Source organism: Pseudomonas sp. G5001 (genome assembly GCF_013385475.1).
Taxonomy (GTDB): domain Bacteria; phylum Pseudomonadota; class Gammaproteobacteria; order Pseudomonadales; family Pseudomonadaceae; genus Aquipseudomonas.
The window spans coordinates 24,772-43,322 of the sequence record NZ_JACAPZ010000008.1; the positions used below are offsets into that span (position 1 = coordinate 24,772).

General features: G+C 59.9%; 16 protein-coding genes. 9 read left to right on the forward strand and 7 right to left on the reverse strand.

The features are described 5' to 3' along the window. Positions 1 to 14 precede the first annotated feature (14 nt). From crcB to ftsK, 4 genes are read right to left on the reverse strand one after another with little or no spacing between them, the layout of a single operon-like run. Positions 15 to 389: a fluoride efflux transporter CrcB gene (gene crcB, locus HX805_RS07695; protein WP_003219617.1), complete on the reverse strand. Its 375-nt coding sequence runs from the start codon at positions 387 to 389 to the stop codon at positions 15 to 17. Next, entirely contained in the window at positions 389 to 1,711 is a 1,323-nt protein-coding gene (locus HX805_RS07700; RefSeq protein WP_003219616.1) for a replication-associated recombination protein A, read from the reverse strand. Before HX805_RS07700 ends, crcB begins: the two co-directional genes overlap by 1 nt. 27 nt (positions 1,712 to 1,738) lie before the next feature. Next, positions 1,739 to 2,362: an outer membrane lipoprotein chaperone LolA gene (lolA, locus tag HX805_RS07705; RefSeq protein ID WP_003219615.1), complete on the reverse strand. Its 624-nt coding sequence runs from the start codon at positions 2,360 to 2,362 to the stop codon at positions 1,739 to 1,741. Between the two features lie 57 nt (positions 2,363 to 2,419). Beyond that, positions 2,420 to 4,828, reverse strand: coding sequence for a DNA translocase FtsK (ftsK, locus tag HX805_RS07710; protein WP_003219614.1), 2,409 nt, complete (start codon positions 4,826 to 4,828; stop codon positions 2,420 to 2,422). A gap of 487 nt (positions 4,829 to 5,315) precedes the next feature. Here ftsK and aat point away from each other — a divergent pair, with 487 nt between their 5' ends. The 3 genes from aat to infA all read left to right on the forward strand — a co-directional run bounded on the left by aat (position 5,316) and on the right by infA (position 7,078). Continuing rightward, positions 5,316 to 5,996: a leucyl/phenylalanyl-tRNA--protein transferase gene (gene aat / locus HX805_RS07715; protein ID WP_003219611.1), complete on the forward strand. Its 681-nt coding sequence runs from the start codon at positions 5,316 to 5,318 to the stop codon at positions 5,994 to 5,996. A gap of 55 nt (positions 5,997 to 6,051) precedes the next feature. Further along, positions 6,052 to 6,759, forward strand: coding sequence for an arginyltransferase (locus HX805_RS07720; RefSeq protein ID WP_003219609.1), 708 nt, complete (start codon positions 6,052 to 6,054; stop codon positions 6,757 to 6,759). 100 nt (positions 6,760 to 6,859) lie between these two features. Continuing rightward, a complete protein-coding gene (infA, locus tag HX805_RS07725) occupies positions 6,860 to 7,078 on the forward strand; it encodes a translation initiation factor IF-1 (RefSeq protein ID WP_002553999.1) in 219 nt (72 codons plus the stop codon). A 236-nt stretch (positions 7,079 to 7,314) separates the two neighbouring features. Here the strand turns inward: infA and clpA are convergent, their stop codons facing one another. After that, the gene (clpA, locus tag HX805_RS07730) at positions 7,315 to 9,585 is read right to left on the reverse strand and encodes an ATP-dependent Clp protease ATP-binding subunit ClpA (protein WP_003219606.1); all 2,271 of its coding nucleotides are present in this window, start codon (positions 9,583 to 9,585) and stop codon (positions 7,315 to 7,317) included. A 29-nt stretch (positions 9,586 to 9,614) separates the two neighbouring features. After that, positions 9,615 to 9,983, reverse strand: a complete 369-nt coding sequence (gene clpS / locus HX805_RS07735; RefSeq protein ID WP_177116737.1) for an ATP-dependent Clp protease adapter ClpS — start codon at positions 9,981 to 9,983, stop codon at positions 9,615 to 9,617. Between the two features lie 224 nt (positions 9,984 to 10,207). On the opposite strand from clpS, the gene cspD reads away from it, so the two are divergent. Then, complete coding sequence (gene cspD, locus HX805_RS07740; RefSeq protein ID WP_023658953.1) at positions 10,208 to 10,468, forward strand: cold shock domain-containing protein CspD; 261 nt, start codon at positions 10,208 to 10,210, stop codon at positions 10,466 to 10,468. A 70-nt stretch (positions 10,469 to 10,538) separates the two neighbouring features. On the opposite strand, the gene icd is transcribed toward cspD, so the two are convergent. Continuing rightward, on the reverse strand, positions 10,539 to 11,795 hold the full coding sequence (icd, locus tag HX805_RS07745) for an NADP-dependent isocitrate dehydrogenase (RefSeq protein WP_003219599.1): 1,257 nt from the start codon (positions 11,793 to 11,795) through the stop codon (positions 10,539 to 10,541). 494 nt (positions 11,796 to 12,289) lie between these two features. Here icd and HX805_RS07750 point away from each other — a divergent pair, with 494 nt between their 5' ends. The 5 genes from HX805_RS07750 to purB all read left to right on the forward strand — a co-directional run bounded on the left by HX805_RS07750 (position 12,290) and on the right by purB (position 18,489). After that, positions 12,290 to 14,515 carry an NADP-dependent isocitrate dehydrogenase gene (locus HX805_RS07750; RefSeq protein ID WP_087693052.1) on the forward strand — a complete coding sequence of 742 codons (2,226 nt, stop codon included), beginning with the start codon at positions 12,290 to 12,292 and terminating at the stop codon, positions 14,513 to 14,515. 228 nt (positions 14,516 to 14,743) lie between these two features. After that, complete coding sequence (locus HX805_RS07755) at positions 14,744 to 15,190, forward strand: NUDIX hydrolase (protein ID WP_008431568.1); 447 nt, start codon at positions 14,744 to 14,746, stop codon at positions 15,188 to 15,190. Positions 15,191 to 15,249: 59 nt separating this feature from the next. After that, positions 15,250 to 16,374 (forward strand): tRNA 2-thiouridine(34) synthase MnmA, encoded by a 1,125-nt coding sequence (mnmA, locus tag HX805_RS07760; RefSeq protein ID WP_003219588.1) that lies wholly within the window; start codon positions 15,250 to 15,252, stop codon positions 16,372 to 16,374. Then, positions 16,371 to 16,994 carry a high frequency lysogenization protein HflD gene (gene hflD / locus HX805_RS07765; protein WP_003219586.1) on the forward strand — a complete coding sequence of 208 codons (624 nt, stop codon included), beginning with the start codon at positions 16,371 to 16,373 and terminating at the stop codon, positions 16,992 to 16,994. Before mnmA ends, hflD begins: the two co-directional genes overlap by 4 nt. A 124-nt stretch (positions 16,995 to 17,118) precedes the next feature. Then, entirely contained in the window at positions 17,119 to 18,489 is a 1,371-nt protein-coding gene (purB, locus tag HX805_RS07770; RefSeq protein ID WP_003219584.1) for an adenylosuccinate lyase, read from the forward strand. Positions 18,490 to 18,551: the final 62 nt, after the last annotated feature.

Sequence of the window (18,551 nt, forward strand, 5' to 3'; positions counted from 1 at the left end):
CGGTCTCTCGTTTATCAAAGTTTGGTCAAGGACAGGCCAGCCCAGGTGGCGAGCAGCCCGCCGAACACGCTGACGGCCAGGTACCCGAAGGCGACCGGTGCCTGCCCGCTTTCCAGCAGGCGTAGCGTGTCCAGTGAAAAGGATGAAAAGGTCGTCAGACCGCCTACAAAACCGACAATCAAGCCGGCACGAATCTCAATCGGCACTTCCGGGCGAAGCAGAAACCACCCGTACAACAAGCCGATGATCAAACAGCCCACGAGGTTGACCGCCAGGGTCGCCGCATAAAAATGCTTCGGCCAATTGGCGCTGACCCAGGTGCTGGTGGCGAAACGCAATAATGTACCAGCGATGCCGGCCACGGACACGGCAAGAATCGTTCTGAGCACTACTTTCTCCGCTGTTTCGGACTGAGCCGGTCAAGTTGGGCCAGGTGATTGAGCTTTTCGCCGATCTTCAGCTCCAGGCCACGGGGCACCGGCTGGTAGAACGGCTGCGGCTCAAGGTCATCCGGGAAGTAATCTTCGCCAGCCGCATAGGCGTCCGGCTCATCGTGGGCGTAGCGGTATTCATCGCCGTAGCCGAGTTGCTTCATCAGCTTGGTCGGCGCATTGCGCAAGTGCAGCGGCACTTCCAGGGAACCATGCTCGGCGGCAGCACGCAGGGCGGACTTGAAGCCCATGTACACCGCGTTGCTCTTCGGTGCGCAGGCCAGATAGGTGATGGCCTGGGCCACCGCCAACTCGCCTTCCGGGCTGCCCAGGCGTTCCTGCACTTCCCAGGCGGCCAGGCACAGGCTCAGCGCACGCGGGTCGGCATTGCCGATATCTTCACTGGCCATGCGCACCACGCGCCGGGCCAGGTACAGCGGGTCGCAACCGCCGTCGATCATCCGCGCAAACCAGTACAGCGCGCCGTCTGGGTTTGAGCCGCGCACAGACTTGTGCAACGCGGAAATCTGGTCGTAGAACGCTTCGCCGCCCTTGTCGAAACGCCGGCGGGTGTCGCCCAACAGGCTCTGCAGCAAGTCGACGCCGATTTCGCTGCCATCCTCGGCCAGGTCGGAAGCGTTTTCCAGCAGATTGAGAAAACGTCGACCGTCGCCATCCGCAGCAGTCAGCAGGATCTTGAAGCCTTCCTCACTGACACTCAACTGGCGCTTGCCCAGGCCCTTGTCTTCGTTAAGCGCACGCTGCAAGAGCTTCTGCATCGCGGCTTCGTCGAGGCTCTTGAGCACATAGACACGCGCCCGGGACAGCAAGGCATTGTTCAGTTCAAAAGACGGGTTTTCGGTGGTGGCACCAATAAAGATCAGCGTGCCGTCTTCGACATACGGCAAGAACGCATCCTGCTGCGACTTGTTGAAGCGATGCACTTCGTCGACGAACAGGATGGTGCGCTTGCCGTACTGCCCGGCCTGCTGCTTGGCGACTTCCACCGCCTGGCGGATCTCCTTGACCCCGGCCAGCACCGCCGAGACCGTCTCGAAGTGTGCATCCGAGACTTTTGCCAGGAGCCGCGCCAGGGTGGTCTTACCCACGCCCGGCGGCCCCCAGAAAATCATCGAGTGCAGCGCACCCTGCTCAAGGGCCTCGCGCAAAGGCTTGCCGCGGGCGAGCAGGTGTTCCTGCCCGACGTACTCGTCCAGGTTGGTCGAGCGCAGGCGCGCCGCCAGAGGCTGAGCAATCGGGTCACTTCGAAACAGGTCCATGGGCAGCGTTTGAAACCTCTGGGCAGTTTATTCCTGGATCACGTCGGCACCCTTCGGGATGTCGAACTTGAACTTGGATGCCGGTACCGGCTGGTTGGCCTTGACCCCGGAGAACAGGATATCGGTGCGCTGGCCGACGCTGTCAATCAGACGCATGTTGTTGATCACGCCGTTGCCAAACGACAGGGACAGCGTGTCAAAGAGCGTGTCCTTGGATTTCGGCTTAAGGGTGAATTCAATCACGTTGCTGGTCTGCTTGGAGGTAATGTCGAAGCTGTCGTTGATCTTCGACACATCGCCCGACAGCAAGAGCGCTGGCGTCTGGTTCAGGCGCGGGTCGAGCTTCTTGATGGTCGCCTGCTCCAGGTCCGGGTCCCACAGGGTGACTTTCTGGCCGTCAGAGACGATGGTCTGCTCGGCCTTGCCTTCTGTGTGCCAGTAGAACAGCCCTGGGCGCTGCACAGCCATCTCGCCGGCGGTTTCCTGCAATTGGGTGCCACCGGCATCCAGCGTGAGCTGGGAGAAGCGAGCGGTCAGGGTCTGGGATTTGTCCAACAGGTTTTTCAGGCTCGCGACGGAAGCCGGGTCAGCATGAGCCGAAACAGCAGTCAGGGCCAATGCAGGCAACAACAGCATGCGGATAAGACGCATGGGAGTCCTCTTAGATTCGGTTGCAAGGCGTGCCGCGTGTTGCCACGCGGCACGTAATCAGTCACGCATCTGCGCTGGCGCAATCACTTCGCGCGAGCCGTTGGTGTTCATCGAGGTGACCACGCCGGCCATTTCCATGGCTTCGATCATGCGGGCAGCGCGGTTGTAGCCAATCTTCAGCTTGCGCTGTACGGCGGAAATCGAGGCGCGGCGGCTTTCAAGCACGAACTGCACCGCTTCGTCGTAGAGCGCATCGGTCTCGGCATCGTCGTCGCCACCGCCGCTGCCACCGTCGAAGCCGCTGCCGGCCTCTTCGACGCCGGCGAGGATGTCGTCGTTGTATTCCGGGGCGCCACGCAGCTTCCAGGCTTCCACCACACGGTGCACCTCATCGTCAGAGACGAACGCGCCGTGGACACGGATCGGCAAACTGGTGCCCGGCGGCATGTAGAGCATGTCACCGTGGCCCAGCAGTTGCTCGGCGCCGCCCTGGTCGATGATGGTCCGGGAATCGATCTTGCTCGACACCTGGAACGCCATGCGGGTCGGGATGTTGGCCTTGATCAGGCCGGTGATCACGTCCACCGACGGACGCTGGGTCGCGAGGATCAAGTGGATCCCGGCGGCCCGCGCCTTCTGGGCGATACGGGCGATCAGCTCTTCGACCTTCTTGCCGACGATCATCATCATGTCGGCAAATTCGTCGACCACCACCACGATGGTCGGCAATTTGGTCAACAGCGGCGCTTCGTCGTGGATGCTTTCACGCTTGTACAACGGGTCGGTCAGCGGCGTGCCGGCGTCCTGGGCTTCCTTGACCTTGGCGTTGAAGCCCGACAGGTTACGCACACCCATCTTCGCCATCAGCTTGTAGCGCCGCTCCATCTCGGCAACGCTCCAGCGCAGGGCGTTGGCCGCATCCTTCATGTCGGTCACCACCGGGCACAACAGGTGTGGAATGCCTTCGTAGATCGACAGCTCAAGCATTTTCGGGTCGATCATGATCAGCTTGGCGTCATCCGGGCCCGACTTGAACAGGATCGACAGGATCATCGCGTTCACACCCACCGACTTACCGGAACCGGTGGTACCGGCAACCAGCAAGTGAGGCATTTTCGCCAGGTCGGTGATCACCGGCTTGCCGCCGATGTCGTGGCCCAGGGCCAGGGTGACCGGCGATTTGAAGTTGTCGTATTCCGGGGTCGACAGCACTTCGGAGAAGCGCACGATCTGCCGGTCTTCGTTGGGAATCTCGATACCGACGGTAGTCTTTCCCGGAATCACTTCCACCACCCGCACGCTGGTCACGGCCAGCGAACGCGCCAGATCCTTGGCCAGGTTGGAAATGCGGCTGACCTTGACGCCGGCAGCCGGCTGGATTTCGTAGCGGGTAATCACCGGGCCCGGGTGGATCGAATCCACCGAGACTTCGACGCCGAATTCCTTGAGCTTGATTTCCAGCAGGTGGCCGACGGCCGCCAGGGATTCAGGGGAGTAATTGAGCTGTTTCTTTTCCGCAGGATCAAGAATCGAGATCGGCGGCAAGGTGCCTTCCACGGCGCTGTCGACAAACAACGGCGCCTGTTTCTCTTTCTGCACGCGGTGGCTTGGCTCGGGGGCCTTCGGCGGCGCAGGGGCAATCACCGGCGGCACTTGCTTCTCGCGGTCCGACATGTGCTTGGTCAGGGCCTGCTCGCGTTCGATCAGGCGTTCCTTGACCTTGGCCTGCTCACGCCGGTCCGGCGTGCTCGGGGCTACCACCTCGTTGACGCGGGTATCCACCTCGCGCAGTTGCGCAACCATGCGTTTGCGGTCCACCCGGGCCGACCACCAGCGATTCGCGGCGCCCTGGAACAGTTCGAGCAGGTCGAGGGTGATCTTGCCGGTCACGTCCATGACCTTGAACCAGGACAGGTCGGTAAACACGGTGAGGCCGAACAGGAACAGCGCAATAAACATCAGGGTGCTGCCCTGGATATTCAGGGTCCTGCGGGCCAGATCGCCGAGGCTTTCGCCCAGAGCGCCGCCGGCACCGGCCGGCAGACCGGTAGGTGCATGGAAATGGATATGGGCCAGGGCCGCGCCGGACAACACCAGGAACACCAGGCCGATCAGGCGCCAGGAGAACAGCCAGCCGCTCCATTGCCACGGCTCGTGACGCTGGCGGAAAATCTGCCAGGTCTTGATGGCCAGCAGCAACGGGAAGATGTAAGCGAAGTAACCCAGCACCATGAACAGGATGTCGGCGCTGTAGGAACCGGCCGGACCACCGAAGTTCTGCACGTCTTCGATCTTGCTGTTGTGGCTCCAGCCTGGATCGTCCTTACCATAGGTGAGCAAGGCCATCATCAGGAACAGGCACAGCGCGCCGATGGCGATCAGTGCACCTTCCTTGAGTCGGTAGTGCAGGTGCTGGCGCCAGGCGGGCACGACTGCGGCTTTAGGTGTTGCGGCGGATTTCTTCAAAACGGGTCTTTTCCTGCGCCTTTAGCGCGTCCATCTGTTGAATGACTGCAAAACACTGCCCAATCCGGGCAGGTAAAAAATGAACGAGTGCCAGTGGAGCTACTTTTAACACCCTGCTACTGATTCATGAAACGGCGATAACGCCCCAATGGCCGCATTGTACGGGTTTGTGTGCGCGATGCCACGCACTTGGCCCTACGTTACACAGCATAGCCAATGTTCAATTTCATAACGTTCAATTTGAGCATGCATTGTCTTTACTGACAAAGGCTTATGAGCTGTTTTTGCCAATCCAGGCTAGCTTGCCGACCGACGTACGCGATTACGACCACGCCCCCGGCATAGAGTTGCAGAAACACCCGTTCATGCTTATCTGCATCGATCCCATGTTCGGGGTAGCCCCAGAGCGTTTCGTCGACAATAATCACAGCTCTTGCAACGGACAACATCGCCGTTACCGCCCTCCCCTTCCGTAAGCCTGGATGCCATGCTGACCTGGTTACAACGCAACACCCTGACCTTCCCACCGCTGGCCAAGGCCATGCGCGAACCCAATGGCCTGCTCGCTGCCGGTGGCGACCTGTCGGCCGACCGCCTGATCCAGGCCTACCGCCACGGCTGCTTTCCCTGGTTCTCGGAAGGCCAGCCCATCCTCTGGTGGTCGCCCGACCCACGCACCGTACTGTTCCCCGATGAGCTGCACGTTTCCCGCAGCCTCGGCAAATTGTTGCGCCAGCAGCGTTACACAGTGACCTTCGACCAGGACTTCGCTGCGGTCATCCAGGCGTGCGCGGCGCCGCGCAGTTATGCCGATGGCACCTGGATCACCGAAGCCATGCAGAACGCCTACCTGCAACTGCACCAGCGCGGTTATGCGCATTCGGTGGAGGTGTGGGACGCGGGCGAACTGGTGGGCGGCCTGTACGGCCTGGCGATGGGCCAGTTGTTTTTCGGCGAGTCCATGTTCAGTCGCGCCGACAACGCCTCGAAATACGGCTTTGCCACCCTGGTTCGGCAACTACAGGCCTGGGGCTTTGTGCTGATCGACTGCCAGATGCCCACCGATCACCTGCACAGCCTCGGCGCCCGCGCCATTCCCCGCAGCGACTTCGCCAACTACCTGCGCGACCATTTGGACCAAACCAGCTCTGCTCCGTGGGTTTCCTAGGCGACTTCCCCGCACCTGGCTTACACTTATTTCAAAGCTTATCCGAGGGTTGATCATGACCGAGCTGGCGCGTTTGAAGTTTTATGCCACTCAACCCCACTCATGCAGCTATCTGCCCGATGAGCAGGCCACCACGCTGTTCCTCGACCCCAGCCAGCCGATGGACGTGCATGTGTATGCCGATTTGTCGGAAATGGGCTTCCGGCGCAGCGGCGACCACCTTTACCGGCCGCACTGCCAGAACTGCAACGCCTGCGTACCGGCGCGCATCCCGGTGGCGCAGTTCCTTCCGGACCGCAACCAGAAACGCATCCTGAAGCGCAACGCCGACCTGACCGTTACCGCCACCAAACCCGGCTTCAGCGAAGAATATTTCGACCTTTACCAACGCTACATCGAACAGCGCCACGCCGACGGCGACATGTTCCCGCCCAGCCGCGACCAGTTTTCCACCTTCCTGGTGCGCGACCTGCCCTTCTCGCGCTTCTATGAGTTTCGGCTCGAGGGACGACTGGTGGCGGTCGCCGTGACTGACCTGCTGCCCAATGGCCTGTCGGCGGTCTACACCTTTTATGAGCCCGCCGAGGAACGGCGCAGCCTGGGACGCTTTGCGATCCTGTGGCAGATCGGTGAAGCCTTGCGCCTGGAATTGGAGGCGGTGTACCTCGGATACTGGATCAAAAACTGCAAAAAGATGAACTACAAGACCCAATATCGGCCCATTGAGCTGCTAATTAACCAAAGATGGGTCACGTTGAACTAGAACCTCTTGGCTTAAACACCCTTTTTCGGGCACAATGCACGCCGCTTTTGCCTGGCGCAGTTGCACCGGGCCATTCACTGGATACCGAGGGCTTTACTGCATGTCGAAAGAAGACAGCTTCGAAATGGAAGGCACTGTCGTCGACACCCTGCCCAACACCATGTTTCGTGTGGAGTTGGAAAATGGGCACGTCGTAACCGCGCATATCTCCGGCAAGATGCGCAAGAACTACATTCGTATTCTTACCGGTGACAAAGTGCGCGTCGAACTGACGCCCTATGACCTGAGCAAAGGGCGCATCACTTACCGCGCCCGTTAATCAAGTCAATACAAAACGCCCGGTTATGCCGGGCGTTTTTGTGTGCGCGCGATTTACCTGAAACCAGAAATCCCTTGTGGGAGCGGGCTTGCTCGCGAATGCGGCATATCAGTCACTGACTGTGTCGACTGGCACACCGCATTCGCGAGCAAGCCCGCTCCCACATTTGATCTGCATCGGGTTCAAGGCAGCAAAAAGGCGCCTCTTGGCGCCTTTTTGTTTTGTTGCGTCAGCTATCAGGCCATTTCAGCCGTGGTTTCGAAGTCGAAGGTCAGCTCGCCGTCCTTCAGATCGATATGCACCACGCCACCATGGTCTGCCAGTTCGCCAAACAGGATCTCTTCCGCCAGTGGGCGCTTGATCTTGTCCTGGATCAGGCGAGCCATTGGCCGAGCGCCCATTGCCGCGTCGTAGCCACCTTCCGCCAGCCAGTTGCGCGCCGCGTCCGAGACTTCCAGCTGCACGCGCTTGTCTTCCAACTGCGCCTGGAGCTCGGTGAGGAACTTGTCCACCACGCTTTTGATGACCTCATGGCTGAGGCGACCAAACTGGATGATGGTGTCCAGGCGGTTGCGGAATTCCGGCGTGAAACTCTTCTTGATCACTTCCATGGCGTCGGAAGAGTGATCCTGATGAGTAAAGCCAATGGAAGCCCGCGCGGCCGTTTCGGCACCGGCGTTGGTGGTCATGATCACGATCACGTTGCGGAAGTCCGCCTTACGCCCGTTGTTATCGGTCAGGGTGCCGTGGTCCATGACCTGCAACAGCAGGTTGAAGACTTCCGGGTGCGCCTTCTCGATTTCATCGAGCAGCAGCACGCAATGTGGCTGCTTGGTGATCGCCTCGGTCAACAGGCCGCCCTGGTCGAAGCCGACATAGCCCGGAGGCGCACCGATCAGGCGCGACACGGTGTGACGCTCCATGTACTCGGACATGTCGAAACGCACCAGCTCGATCCCCATGGCCTTGGCCAATTGCCGCGCCGCTTCGGTCTTGCCGACGCCGGTAGGCCCGGCGAACAGGAACGAACCGACCGGCTTGTCCGGCGACTTGAGGCCAGCGCGGGACAGCTTGATCGCGGTGGACAGCGAGTCGATCGCCGCATCCTGACCAAACACGGTCAGCTTGAGGTCGCGCTCCAGGTTACGCAGCAGCTCCCGATCGGAGGTGTTGACGTGTTTTGGCGGAATCCGCGCGATCTTCGCCACGATATCCTCGACCTGAGGCACGTCGATGCGTTTCACACGCTTCTCTACCGGCTGCAGGCGCTGGTAGGCACCCGCCTCGTCGATCACGTCGATGGCCTTGTCCGGCATGTGCCGGTCATTGATGTAGCGCGATGCCAGCTCGGCGGCTGCACGCAGCGCCTCATCGGTGTACTCGATGCCATGGTGCGCTTCAAAGCGCCCCTTGAGCCCGCGCAGGATGCCAATGGTGTCTTCTACCGAAGGCTCGGACACATCCACTTTCTGGAAGCGGCGCGCCAGGGCGCGGTCTTTTTCGAAGATCCCGCGGAATTCCTGGAACGTGGTCGAACCGATGCAACGGATATCGCCCGAAGACAGCAGCGGCTTGAGCAGGTTCGACGCATCCATCACGCCACCGGAAGCAGCACCGGCACCGATGATGGTGTGGATTTCGTCAATGAACAGGATCGCCTGCGGGCGTTTTTTCAGCTCGCCGAGCAACGCCTTGAAGCGCTTCTCGAAATCGCCACGGTACTTGGTCCCGGCGAGCAATGCGCCCAGGTCAAGGGAGTAGACGACGCTGTTGGCCAGCAGGTCGGGCACCTGGTTATCAACAATGCGTTTGGCCAGGCCTTCGGCAATCGCGGTTTTACCCACGCCTGCCTCACCGACCAACAACGGGTTGTTCTTGCGGCGACGCGCCAGGATCTGCGCCACGCGCTCAACTTCCAGCTCACGCCCCACCAGCGGATCGATCCGCCCCTGGCGCGCCAGTTCGTTGAGGTTGCTGGCATAAGCGTCCAGCGGGTTGCTCGAAGAAGAAGACTCACCGCCCTCGTCATCCTGCATATCCTGCTCACCTTCCGAGTGATCGCCATGCCCCGGCACCTTGGAAATGCCATGGGCGATGTAGTTGACGACATCAATACGGGCAACGCTTTGCTGCTTGAGCAGGAACACAGCCTGGCTTTCCTGCTCGCTGAAGATCGCCACGAGCACATTGGCCCCTGTGACTTCGCGCTTGCCGGAGCTCTGTACGTGGAAAACGGCACGCTGCAGTACCCGCTGGAAGCCCAGGGTTGGCTGGGTCTCGCGGTCCTCGTCATGAACGGGGATCAACGGCGTGGTGGAGTCGATAAACTCCTGCAGGTCATGCTTGAGTTTGTCGAGATTGGCACCACACGCACGCAGTACGGTGGCGGCAGCTTCGTTATCCAAAAGTGCCAGCAGCAGGTGTTCGACGGTCATGAATTCATGACGCTTCGAACGGGCCTCCTTGAAGGCAAGATTGAGGGTGACTTCGAGCTCGCGGTTTAACATAGCTTCACCTCATACCCAAGTGGTCGGAGTTAACCGTCCTTCTCGATTTCACAGAGTAGCGGATGCTGGCTTTCCCTGGCGTACTGGTTGACCTGCATGGCCTTTGTCTCGGCGATGTCGCGGGTAAACACTCCACATACTGCCCGTCCTTCTGTGTGAACGGCCAGCATTACCTTGGTCGCCAACTCGCGGTTCAGGTTAAAAAACACCTCGAGCACTTCGACGACGAAATCCATCGGTGTGTAGTCATCATTGAACAAAACCACCTTGTACATCGGCGGCGCCTGTAAAGCAGGCTTGGCCTCCTGGATAGCAATGCCTGCAGAACCGTCGTCGTCTTCTTGATGATCCGGGCGATCCTGATTGAATGTTAGTCGAATCTGGCTGATTGCATGCATGGAAAGAAAGGTTCGTCAGTGGTTCAAATACAGTGGTGGGGGCGACCTGTCAGAATTTCAACTCTGACCGACTGGTCGCCTTGACTATCGGCAAATCAGTGTTACAACCAATAGAACCCACAGTGGGTAAAAAAGGTCCGCGCAGTCAACCTTATTTATTCGGGTTAGGACGGATAAACTGGATGATACTCCAGTGATGGAGTCTGGTGCAGAGGGATATGGGCATGGCGAGCGGTAAGGTCAAGTGGTTCAACAATGCCAAGGGTTACGGCTTCATCAACGAAGACGACAAGACTGACGACCTATTTGCGCATTACTCGGCTATCCAAATGGATGGCTACAAGACACTAAAGGCAGGGCAACCGGTTTCCTTCGACATCATTCAGGGACCCAAGGGCTTGCACGCAGTGAATATCAGCGCTCCAGTCAGCGCCACTACCCCCAAAGAGGGCGTCGCTCAAAAATCAAAAAGACAACTGGCCTGATCAGCCACTGAGCAAACGCTCTAAAAAAAACCGGCCCATCAGGCCGGTTTTTTTACGCCCCTGTATCAGCTTACATATGCGAAATCAGCGCATCCCCGAACGCCGACGACGACAGCAACTTGGCGCCGTCCATCAAGCGGTGGAAGTCATAGGTCACCGTCTTGGCCGAAATGGCGCCGTTGGTACCCTTGATGATCAGGTCCGCCGCTTCGGTCCAGCCCATGTGGCGCAACATCATTTCCGCCGACAGGATCAGCGAACCCGGGTTGACCTGGTCCTTGCCGGCATACTTCGGCGCAGTACCGTGGGTGGCTTCGAACATCGCCACGGTGTCGGACAGGTTGGCGCCCGGCGCAATACCGATACCGCCCACTTCCGCCGCCAGGGCGTCGGACAGATAGTCACCGTTAAGGTTAAGGGTGGCGATCACGTCGTATTCGGCCGGGCGCAGCAGGATCTGCTGGAGCATGGCGTCGGCAATGGCGTCCTTGACCACCACATTCTTGCCGGTGCGCGGGTTCTTGAATTGCATCCACGGGCCGCCATCCAACAGGGTCGCGCCGAACTCTTCGGCCGCCACTTCGTAGGCCCATTCCTTGAAGGCACCTTCGGTGAACTTCATGATGTTGCCTTTGTGCACAATGGTCAGCGAGTCGCGGTCGTTATCCACGACATACTGCAAGGCCTTGCGCGCCAGGCGCTTGGTGCCTTCCAGGGACACCGGCTTGATGCCGATCCCGCAGTTCTGGTCGAAACGGATCTTGGTGACGCCCATCTCTTCCTTCAGGAACTTGATGACCTTGATCGCTTCCGGGGAGCCGGCTTTCCACTCGATGCCGGCGTAAATATCCTCGGAGTTCTCGCGGAAGATGGTCATGTCCACATCGCCTGGCTTCTTGACCGGGCTTGGCACGCCTTCGAACCAGCGCACCGGGCGCAGGCACACATAAAGGTCGAGCTGTTGGCGCAGGGCCACGTTCAGCGAACGGATACCGCCACCGACTGGGGTGGTCAGCGGGCCCTTGATGGAAACCACGTAGTCCTTGACCGCATCCAGGGTTTCCTGGGGCAGCCAGGTGTCCTGGTCGTAAACCTGGGTGGCCTTTTCGCCGGCATAAACCTCCATCCAGGAGATTTTGCGCTTGCCGCCATAAGCCTTGTTAACAGCTGCATCGACCACCTTGATCATCACCGGGCTGATGTCGACGCCAATACCGTCACCCTCGATGAAGGGGATGATCGGGTTGTCAGGAACATTGAGAGAATGGTCTGCATTGACGGTGATTTTGTCGCCGACTGCCGGAACCTGAATCTTCTTGTATCCCATGCTGAACTCCATCTATGGATTGAACATCTGGCTGCGTTCGAGCCTACTCCAGATAAATGAGGACTGAAACCTCAGGCCCTGCACATTTGCGTCGAAAACAGCACATTTAGCGGCCTACAAGCTTGAAAGCAAAGGGAAAAGCGCCAATCTTGAGCACATCATGCGACTTTAGGCGCAACCCGCTGCCTGCGACCTTTAGACCAATGGACGACACACCTTTTGTATGAAGGCTCGGCGTAAGCATAGCGACCTATGTATAATGCCGCCGCTGACCAAAGAGTCACGACGGCCGACCGCTCTAGACAGACGCCCTCCGCCAGAAAAGCCGAGCTACTACAGTAGCTCACCCGCTTGACGCTCGACTGATGCAACCCAACATCACCGCGAAGAAACTTCGACATTTCGCTCATGGATGACTTTGAACGAACGCGCTTTACCCGGCGCATCTCGAGTTTCTGCGCATGCTTTCAGCAAAGAAGAGAGTTAATCCGAATATGCCCACCCGCTCGAAGATCATCTACACCTTCACCGACGAAGCCCCAGCCCTCGCCACCTATTCACTGCTGCCTATCGTAGAGGCCTTCACCGCTTCCGCTGATATTGCCGTGGAAACCCGCGACATTTCCCTGGCCGCGCGCATCCTCGCAAGCTTCCCCGAGCAACTGGGCGCCAAGGCCGTGCCGGACCACCTCGCCGAACTGGGCGACCTGGCCGTTACCCCTGAAGCCAACATCATCAAGCTGCCGAACATCAGTGCCTCGACCCCTCAGCTGCAAGCTGCGATCAAGGAACTGCAGGCCCAGGGCTACGCCCTGCCGGACTACCCGGAAACCGTAACCACCGACGCGGAAAAAGAAACCCGTGCACGTTACGACAAGGTCAAGGGCAGCGCCGTGAACCCGGTACTGCGCGAAGGCAACTCCGACCGCCGCGCCCCGCTGTCGGTCAAGAACTACGCTCGCAAGCACCCGCACAAAATGGGTGCCTGGGCTGCCGACTCCAAGTCCCACGTTGCCCACATGAGCAACGGCGACTTCTACGGCAGCGAGAAAGCCGTTCAGATCGAAGGCGCTGATGCCGTCAAGATCGAACTGATCGCCAAGGACGGTACTGCTACCGTCCTGAAGGAAAAAACCAGCGTACAAGCTGGCGAGATCATCGACACCGCCGTGCTGAGCAAGAAAGCCCTGCGCAGCTTCATCGCCGCTGAAATCGAAGACGCCAAGAAACAAGGCGTGCTGCTGTCGGTTCACCTGAAAGCCACCATGATGAAGGTTTCCGACCCGATCATGTTCGGCCAGATCGTTGCCGAGTTCTATAAAGACGCACTGGCCAAGCACGCTGTGGTGCTGGAGCAGATCGGCTTCAACCTGAACAACGGCATCGGCGACCTGTACGCTCGCATCAAGGCCCTGCCGGCCGATCAGCAAGCGCAGATCGAAGCCGACATCCAGGCGGTATACGCTGCTCGCCCTTCCCTGGCGATGGTCAACTCCGACAAAGGCATCACCAACCTGCACGTGCCGAGCGACGTCATCGTCGACGCATCGATGCCTGCCATGATCCGTGACTCCGGCAAGATGTGGGGCACCGACGGCCAGCTGCACGACACCAAGGCTGTGATCCCGGATCGCTGCTACGCCACTATCTACCAGGCAGTGATCGAAGACTGCAAGGCCAATGGCGCCTTCGACCCAACCACCATGGGCAGCGTGCCAAACGTTGGCCTGATGGCGAAAAAAGCCGAAGAGTACGGTTCCCACGACAAGACCTTCCAGATCAAGGCTGACGGCGTAGTCCGCGTCACCGACAGCAAGGGCAACCTGCTGATGGAACAGGCTGTTGAAGCCGGCGACATCTTCCGCATGTGCCAGACCAAAGACGCGCCGATCCAGGACTGGGTCAAACTGGCCGTCAACCGCGCCCGCGCCAGCAACACCCCGGCCATCTTCTGGCTGGACCCACAGCGCGCGCACGACGGCGTCGTGGTCGAGAAAGTTCAGGCTTACCTGAAAGACCACAACACCGAAGGCCTGGACATCCGCATCATGTCGCCGGTCGACGCGATGAAGTTCACCCTGGAACGCACCCGCAAGGGCCTGGACACCATCTCGGTGACCGGCAACGTTCTGCGCGACTACCTGACCGACCTGTTCCCGATCATGGAACTGGGCACCAGCGCCAAGATGCTGTCGATCGTGCCGCTGATGAACGGTGGCGGCCTGTTCGAAACCGGCGCTGGCGGCTCGGCTCCGAAGCATGTGCAGCAACTGGTTGAAGAGAACTTCCTGCGCTGGGATTCCCTGGGCGAGTTCCTCGCCCTGGCCGCATCCCTCGAGCATTTGGGTGTGACGTACAACAACCCGAAAGCCCTGGTACTGTCCAAGACCCTGGACCAGGCCACCGGCCAGTTCCTCGACAACAACAAGTCGCCATCGCGCAAAGTCGGCAACATCGACAACCGCGGCAGCCACTTCTACCTGGCGCTGTACTGGGCTCAAGCCCTGGCGGCCCAGACCGAAGACACTGCACTGCAAGCGCAGTTTGGCGAACTGGCCAAGACCCTGACCGCGAATGAGGCAACCATCGTTGCCGAGCTCAACGCTGTCCAGGGCAAGCCAGTGGACATCGGTGGCTACTACGCACCGAACGCCGAGCTGACCAGCAAGGCCATGCGCCCAAGCGCCACCCTCAACGCGGCAATCGCTGCGCTGGTGTAAGGTTGTAAGGATGCAAAGAAGCCCCGGCCCTGTGCCGGGGTTTCTGTTTCTGGACATGGCGCTTTTATTGAAGAAACCCAATCAAAATGTGGGAGCGGGCTTGCTCGCGAATGCGGTGGATCAGTCAATACGTCTTTAACTGACACGCCGTATTCGCGAGCAAGCCCGCTCCCACACTGAATGCAATCGCGCCTGAAGACAGCGTTACACCTTGAATCGAGGCACTTTATGACCTGGCTCCCCCACATCACCGTCGCCACCATCGTCGAAGACAACGGCCGCTTCCTGATGGTCGAAGAACTCAAGGGCGGCCGCGCCGTGCTCAACCAGCCCGCCGGCCACCTCGACCCGAACGAAACCCTGACCGAAGCCGCCGTACGCGAAACCCTCGAAGAGACCGGCTGGGACGTCGAAGCCACCGGGATTGTCGGGATTTACCTGTACACCGCTCCCAGCAATGGCGTGACCTATCAGCGCGTATGCTTCATCGCCAAGGCCCTGCAACACCACCCGGACTACCCACTGGACGACGGTATTCTGCGCGCCCGCTGGCTGACCCGTGACGAATTGATGGCCCTGCGCGAAGACTGGCGCAGCGAGCTGATTATCCGCTGTATCGATGATTATCTGGCCGGCCAACGCCACAGCCTCGAATTGATCCGCCCTTCTCTTTAGCCTTGCAGACGCGAGCCTGCTAGAATCGCGTCCTTTTTAAAGACTCCCGTTGAAATCCTATGCGTGATCCAGCCCCTTCTGACACACAAAAGAAGCGCGTCATCGTCGGTATGTCCGGCGGCGTGGATTCTTCCGTTTCCGCCGTTCTGCTCATGGAGCAGGGTTATGAGGTGGAAGGCCTGTTCATGAAGAACTGGGAAGAAGACGATGGAACGGAATATTGCACCGCCATGGACGACTTGGCGGATGCCCAGGCCGTCTGCGACAAAATCGGCATCAAGCTGCACACCGCCAACTTCGCCGCCGAGTACTGGGACAACGTGTTCGAGCACTTCCTGGCCGAATACAAGGCCGGTCGCACGCCGAACCCGGACATCCTGTGTAACCGCGAGATCAAGTTCAAGGCGTTCCTCGACTACGCGATGATCCTCGGTGCCGATCTGATTGCTACTGGCCACTACGTGCGCCGTCGCGACATCGATGGCCGCACCGAGCTGCTCAAGGGCCTGGACGCCAACAAGGACCAGAGCTACTTCCTGCACGCCGTCGGCGGCGAACAGATCGCCAAGACCCTGTTCCCGGTGGGCGAGCTGGAAAAGCCCGAAGTGCGCGCCATTGCCGAGAAACACGGCCTGGCCACCGCCAAGAAGAAGGATTCCACCGGGATCTGCTTTATCGGCGAACGCCGTTTCAGCGACTTCCTCAAGCAGTACCTGCCGGCGCAACCGGGCGAGATCAAGACCACCGAAGGCGAGATCATCGGCCGTCACCACGGCTTGATGTACCACACCATCGGCCAGCGCCAGGGCCTGGGCATCGGCGGCCTGAAAGACGCCGGCGAAGAGCCGTGGTACGTGCTGGTCAAGGACCTGGAGCACAACGAGCTGATCGTGGGCCAAGGCAATGACCACCCATGGCTGTTCTCCCGCGCGCTGCTGGCCTCGGACATCTACTGGGTCAACCCGGTGGACCTCAGCAGCCCGCGCCGCCTGACGGCCAAAGTGCGCTATCGCCAGAGCGACCAGCCCTGCACCCTGGAAAAAACCGCCACCGGCTATCGCGCCACCTTCGACGACCCGCAGCGCGCCGTAACGCCGGGCCAATCGGTAGTGTTCTATGACGGAGAGATTTGCCTGGGGGGCGGTGTGATCGAAGTTGCCGAACCCTGGAGCAGCCAGGCATGAGCCCGACCCAGGAGCAACTGACGGCACTGGGCGGCGTATTTCTCGCCGCGGTGCTGGTGGACAAGATCGCCAAGACCGGCCAGGTCACCGAGGCAGGCCTGACCTGCATGCTCGGCAGCCTGCTGATCCGCGACCCGAAGGACACCCTGGAAGTGTACGGCGGCGACGACCTGGCCCTGCGCGAAGGTTATCGCGCACTGGTCGGCGCCCTCGAGCGCGATCCAAGCACCTTGCAGCGCGAGCCGCTGCGCTACGCCCTGTCGATGCTCGGCCTGGAGCGTCAATTGGCCAAGCGCGACGACCTGCTGGACACCATCGGCAAGCGCCTGCCGCAGATCCAGTCCCAGGTCGAGCATTTTGGCCCGGCCCACGAAAACGTGATCGCAGCCTGTGGCGCCCTGTACCAGGACACCCTGAGCACCTTGCGCCAGCGGATCCAGGTGCACGGCGATATGCGCAACCTGCAACAACCAAACAACGCCTCGAAAATCCGCGCCCTGCTGTTGGCCGGTATTCGTTCGGCGCGGTTATGGCGCCAATTGGGCGGTCATCGCTGGCAGTTGGTGGTCAGCCGACGCAAATTGCTGAAAGAGCTTTACCCGTTGATGCGCAACGAATAAGTCGCAGCAACCGATTTTTTTATAGCCCCACGCGTAATACGCCGGTCAGTTGGCAACGGACCGGCGGATTTTTTCATGTATGATACGCGCCCCATTTCGTTGCCCGACTGTCCGAGAACACCCCATGCAGCTTTCTTCGCTCACTGCGGTTTCCCCTGTTGACGGCCGCTACGCCGGCAAAACCCAGGCCCTGCGCCCTATTTTCAGCGAATACGGCTTGATCCGTGCTCGTGTTCTGGTTGAAGTGCGCTGGCTCCAGCGCCTGGCCGCTCACCCTGGCATCAGCGAAGTGCCGGCGTTCTCTGCCGAAGCCAACGCTGTGCTGAACGCCCTGGCGGAAAACTTCGCTCTGGAGCACGCCGAGCGTGTCAAAGAGATCGAGCGCACCACCAACCACGACGTTAAAGCCATCGAATACCTGCTCAAAGAGCAAGCGGCCAAGCTGCCGGAACTGGCCAAGGTCAGCGAGTTCATCCACTTTGCCTGCACCAGCGAGGACATCAACAACCTGTCCCACGCCCTGATGCTGCGCGAAGGCCGTGATGACGTGATGCTGCCACTGATGCGCCAGACTGCCGACGCCATCCGCGAACTGGCGATCCGTTTCGCCGACGTTCCGATGCTGTCGCGCACCCACGGCCAGCCGGCTTCGCCGACCACCCTGGGGAAAGAACTGGCCAACGTGGTGTACCGCCTGGAGCGCCAGATCGCTCAAGTTGCAGCCGTACCACTGCTGGGCAAGATCAACGGCGCCGTAGGCAACTACAACGCCCACCTGTCAGCCTATCCTGAGATCGACTGGGAAGAAAACGCCCGCGCCTTCATCGAAGACGAACTGGGCCTGGGTTTCAACCCGTACACCACGCAAATCGAACCCCACGACTACATCGCCGAGCTGTTCGACGCGATTGCGCGCTTCAACACCATCCTGATCGACTTCGATCGCGATATCTGGGGCTACATCTCCCTGGGCTACTTCAAGCAGCGCACCATTGCCGGCGAAATCGGTTCATCGACCATGCCGCACAAGGTCAACCCGATCGACTTCGAAAACTCCGAAGGCAACCTCGGGATCGCCAACGCCCTGTTCCAGCACCTGGCCAGCAAGTTGCCAATCTCCCGCTGGCAGCGCGACCTGACCGACTCCACCGTACTGCGCAACCTCGGCGTGGGCTTCGCCCACAGCGTGATCGCGTACGAAGCCAGCCTCAAAGGCATCAGCAAACTGGAGCTCAACGAGCAGAAGATCGCCGCTGACCTGGACGCTTGCTGGGAAGTCCTGGCCGAGCCGATCCAGACCGTGATGCGCCGCTACAACATCGAAAACCCGTACGAGAAGCTCAAAGAGCTGACCCGCGGCAAGGGCATCACCTCCGAAGCGCTGCAAACTTTCATTGACGGCCTGGACATGCCAGCCGCCGCCAAGGCCGAGCTGAAACTGCTCACCCCGGCCAACTACATCGGCAACGCTGTGGCTCAAGCCAAACGCATCTGATAGAAGCTTGACCCCTTGAGACGCCCGGCAGCGCCGGGCGTTTTTATTCCCGTCTGAAAAGT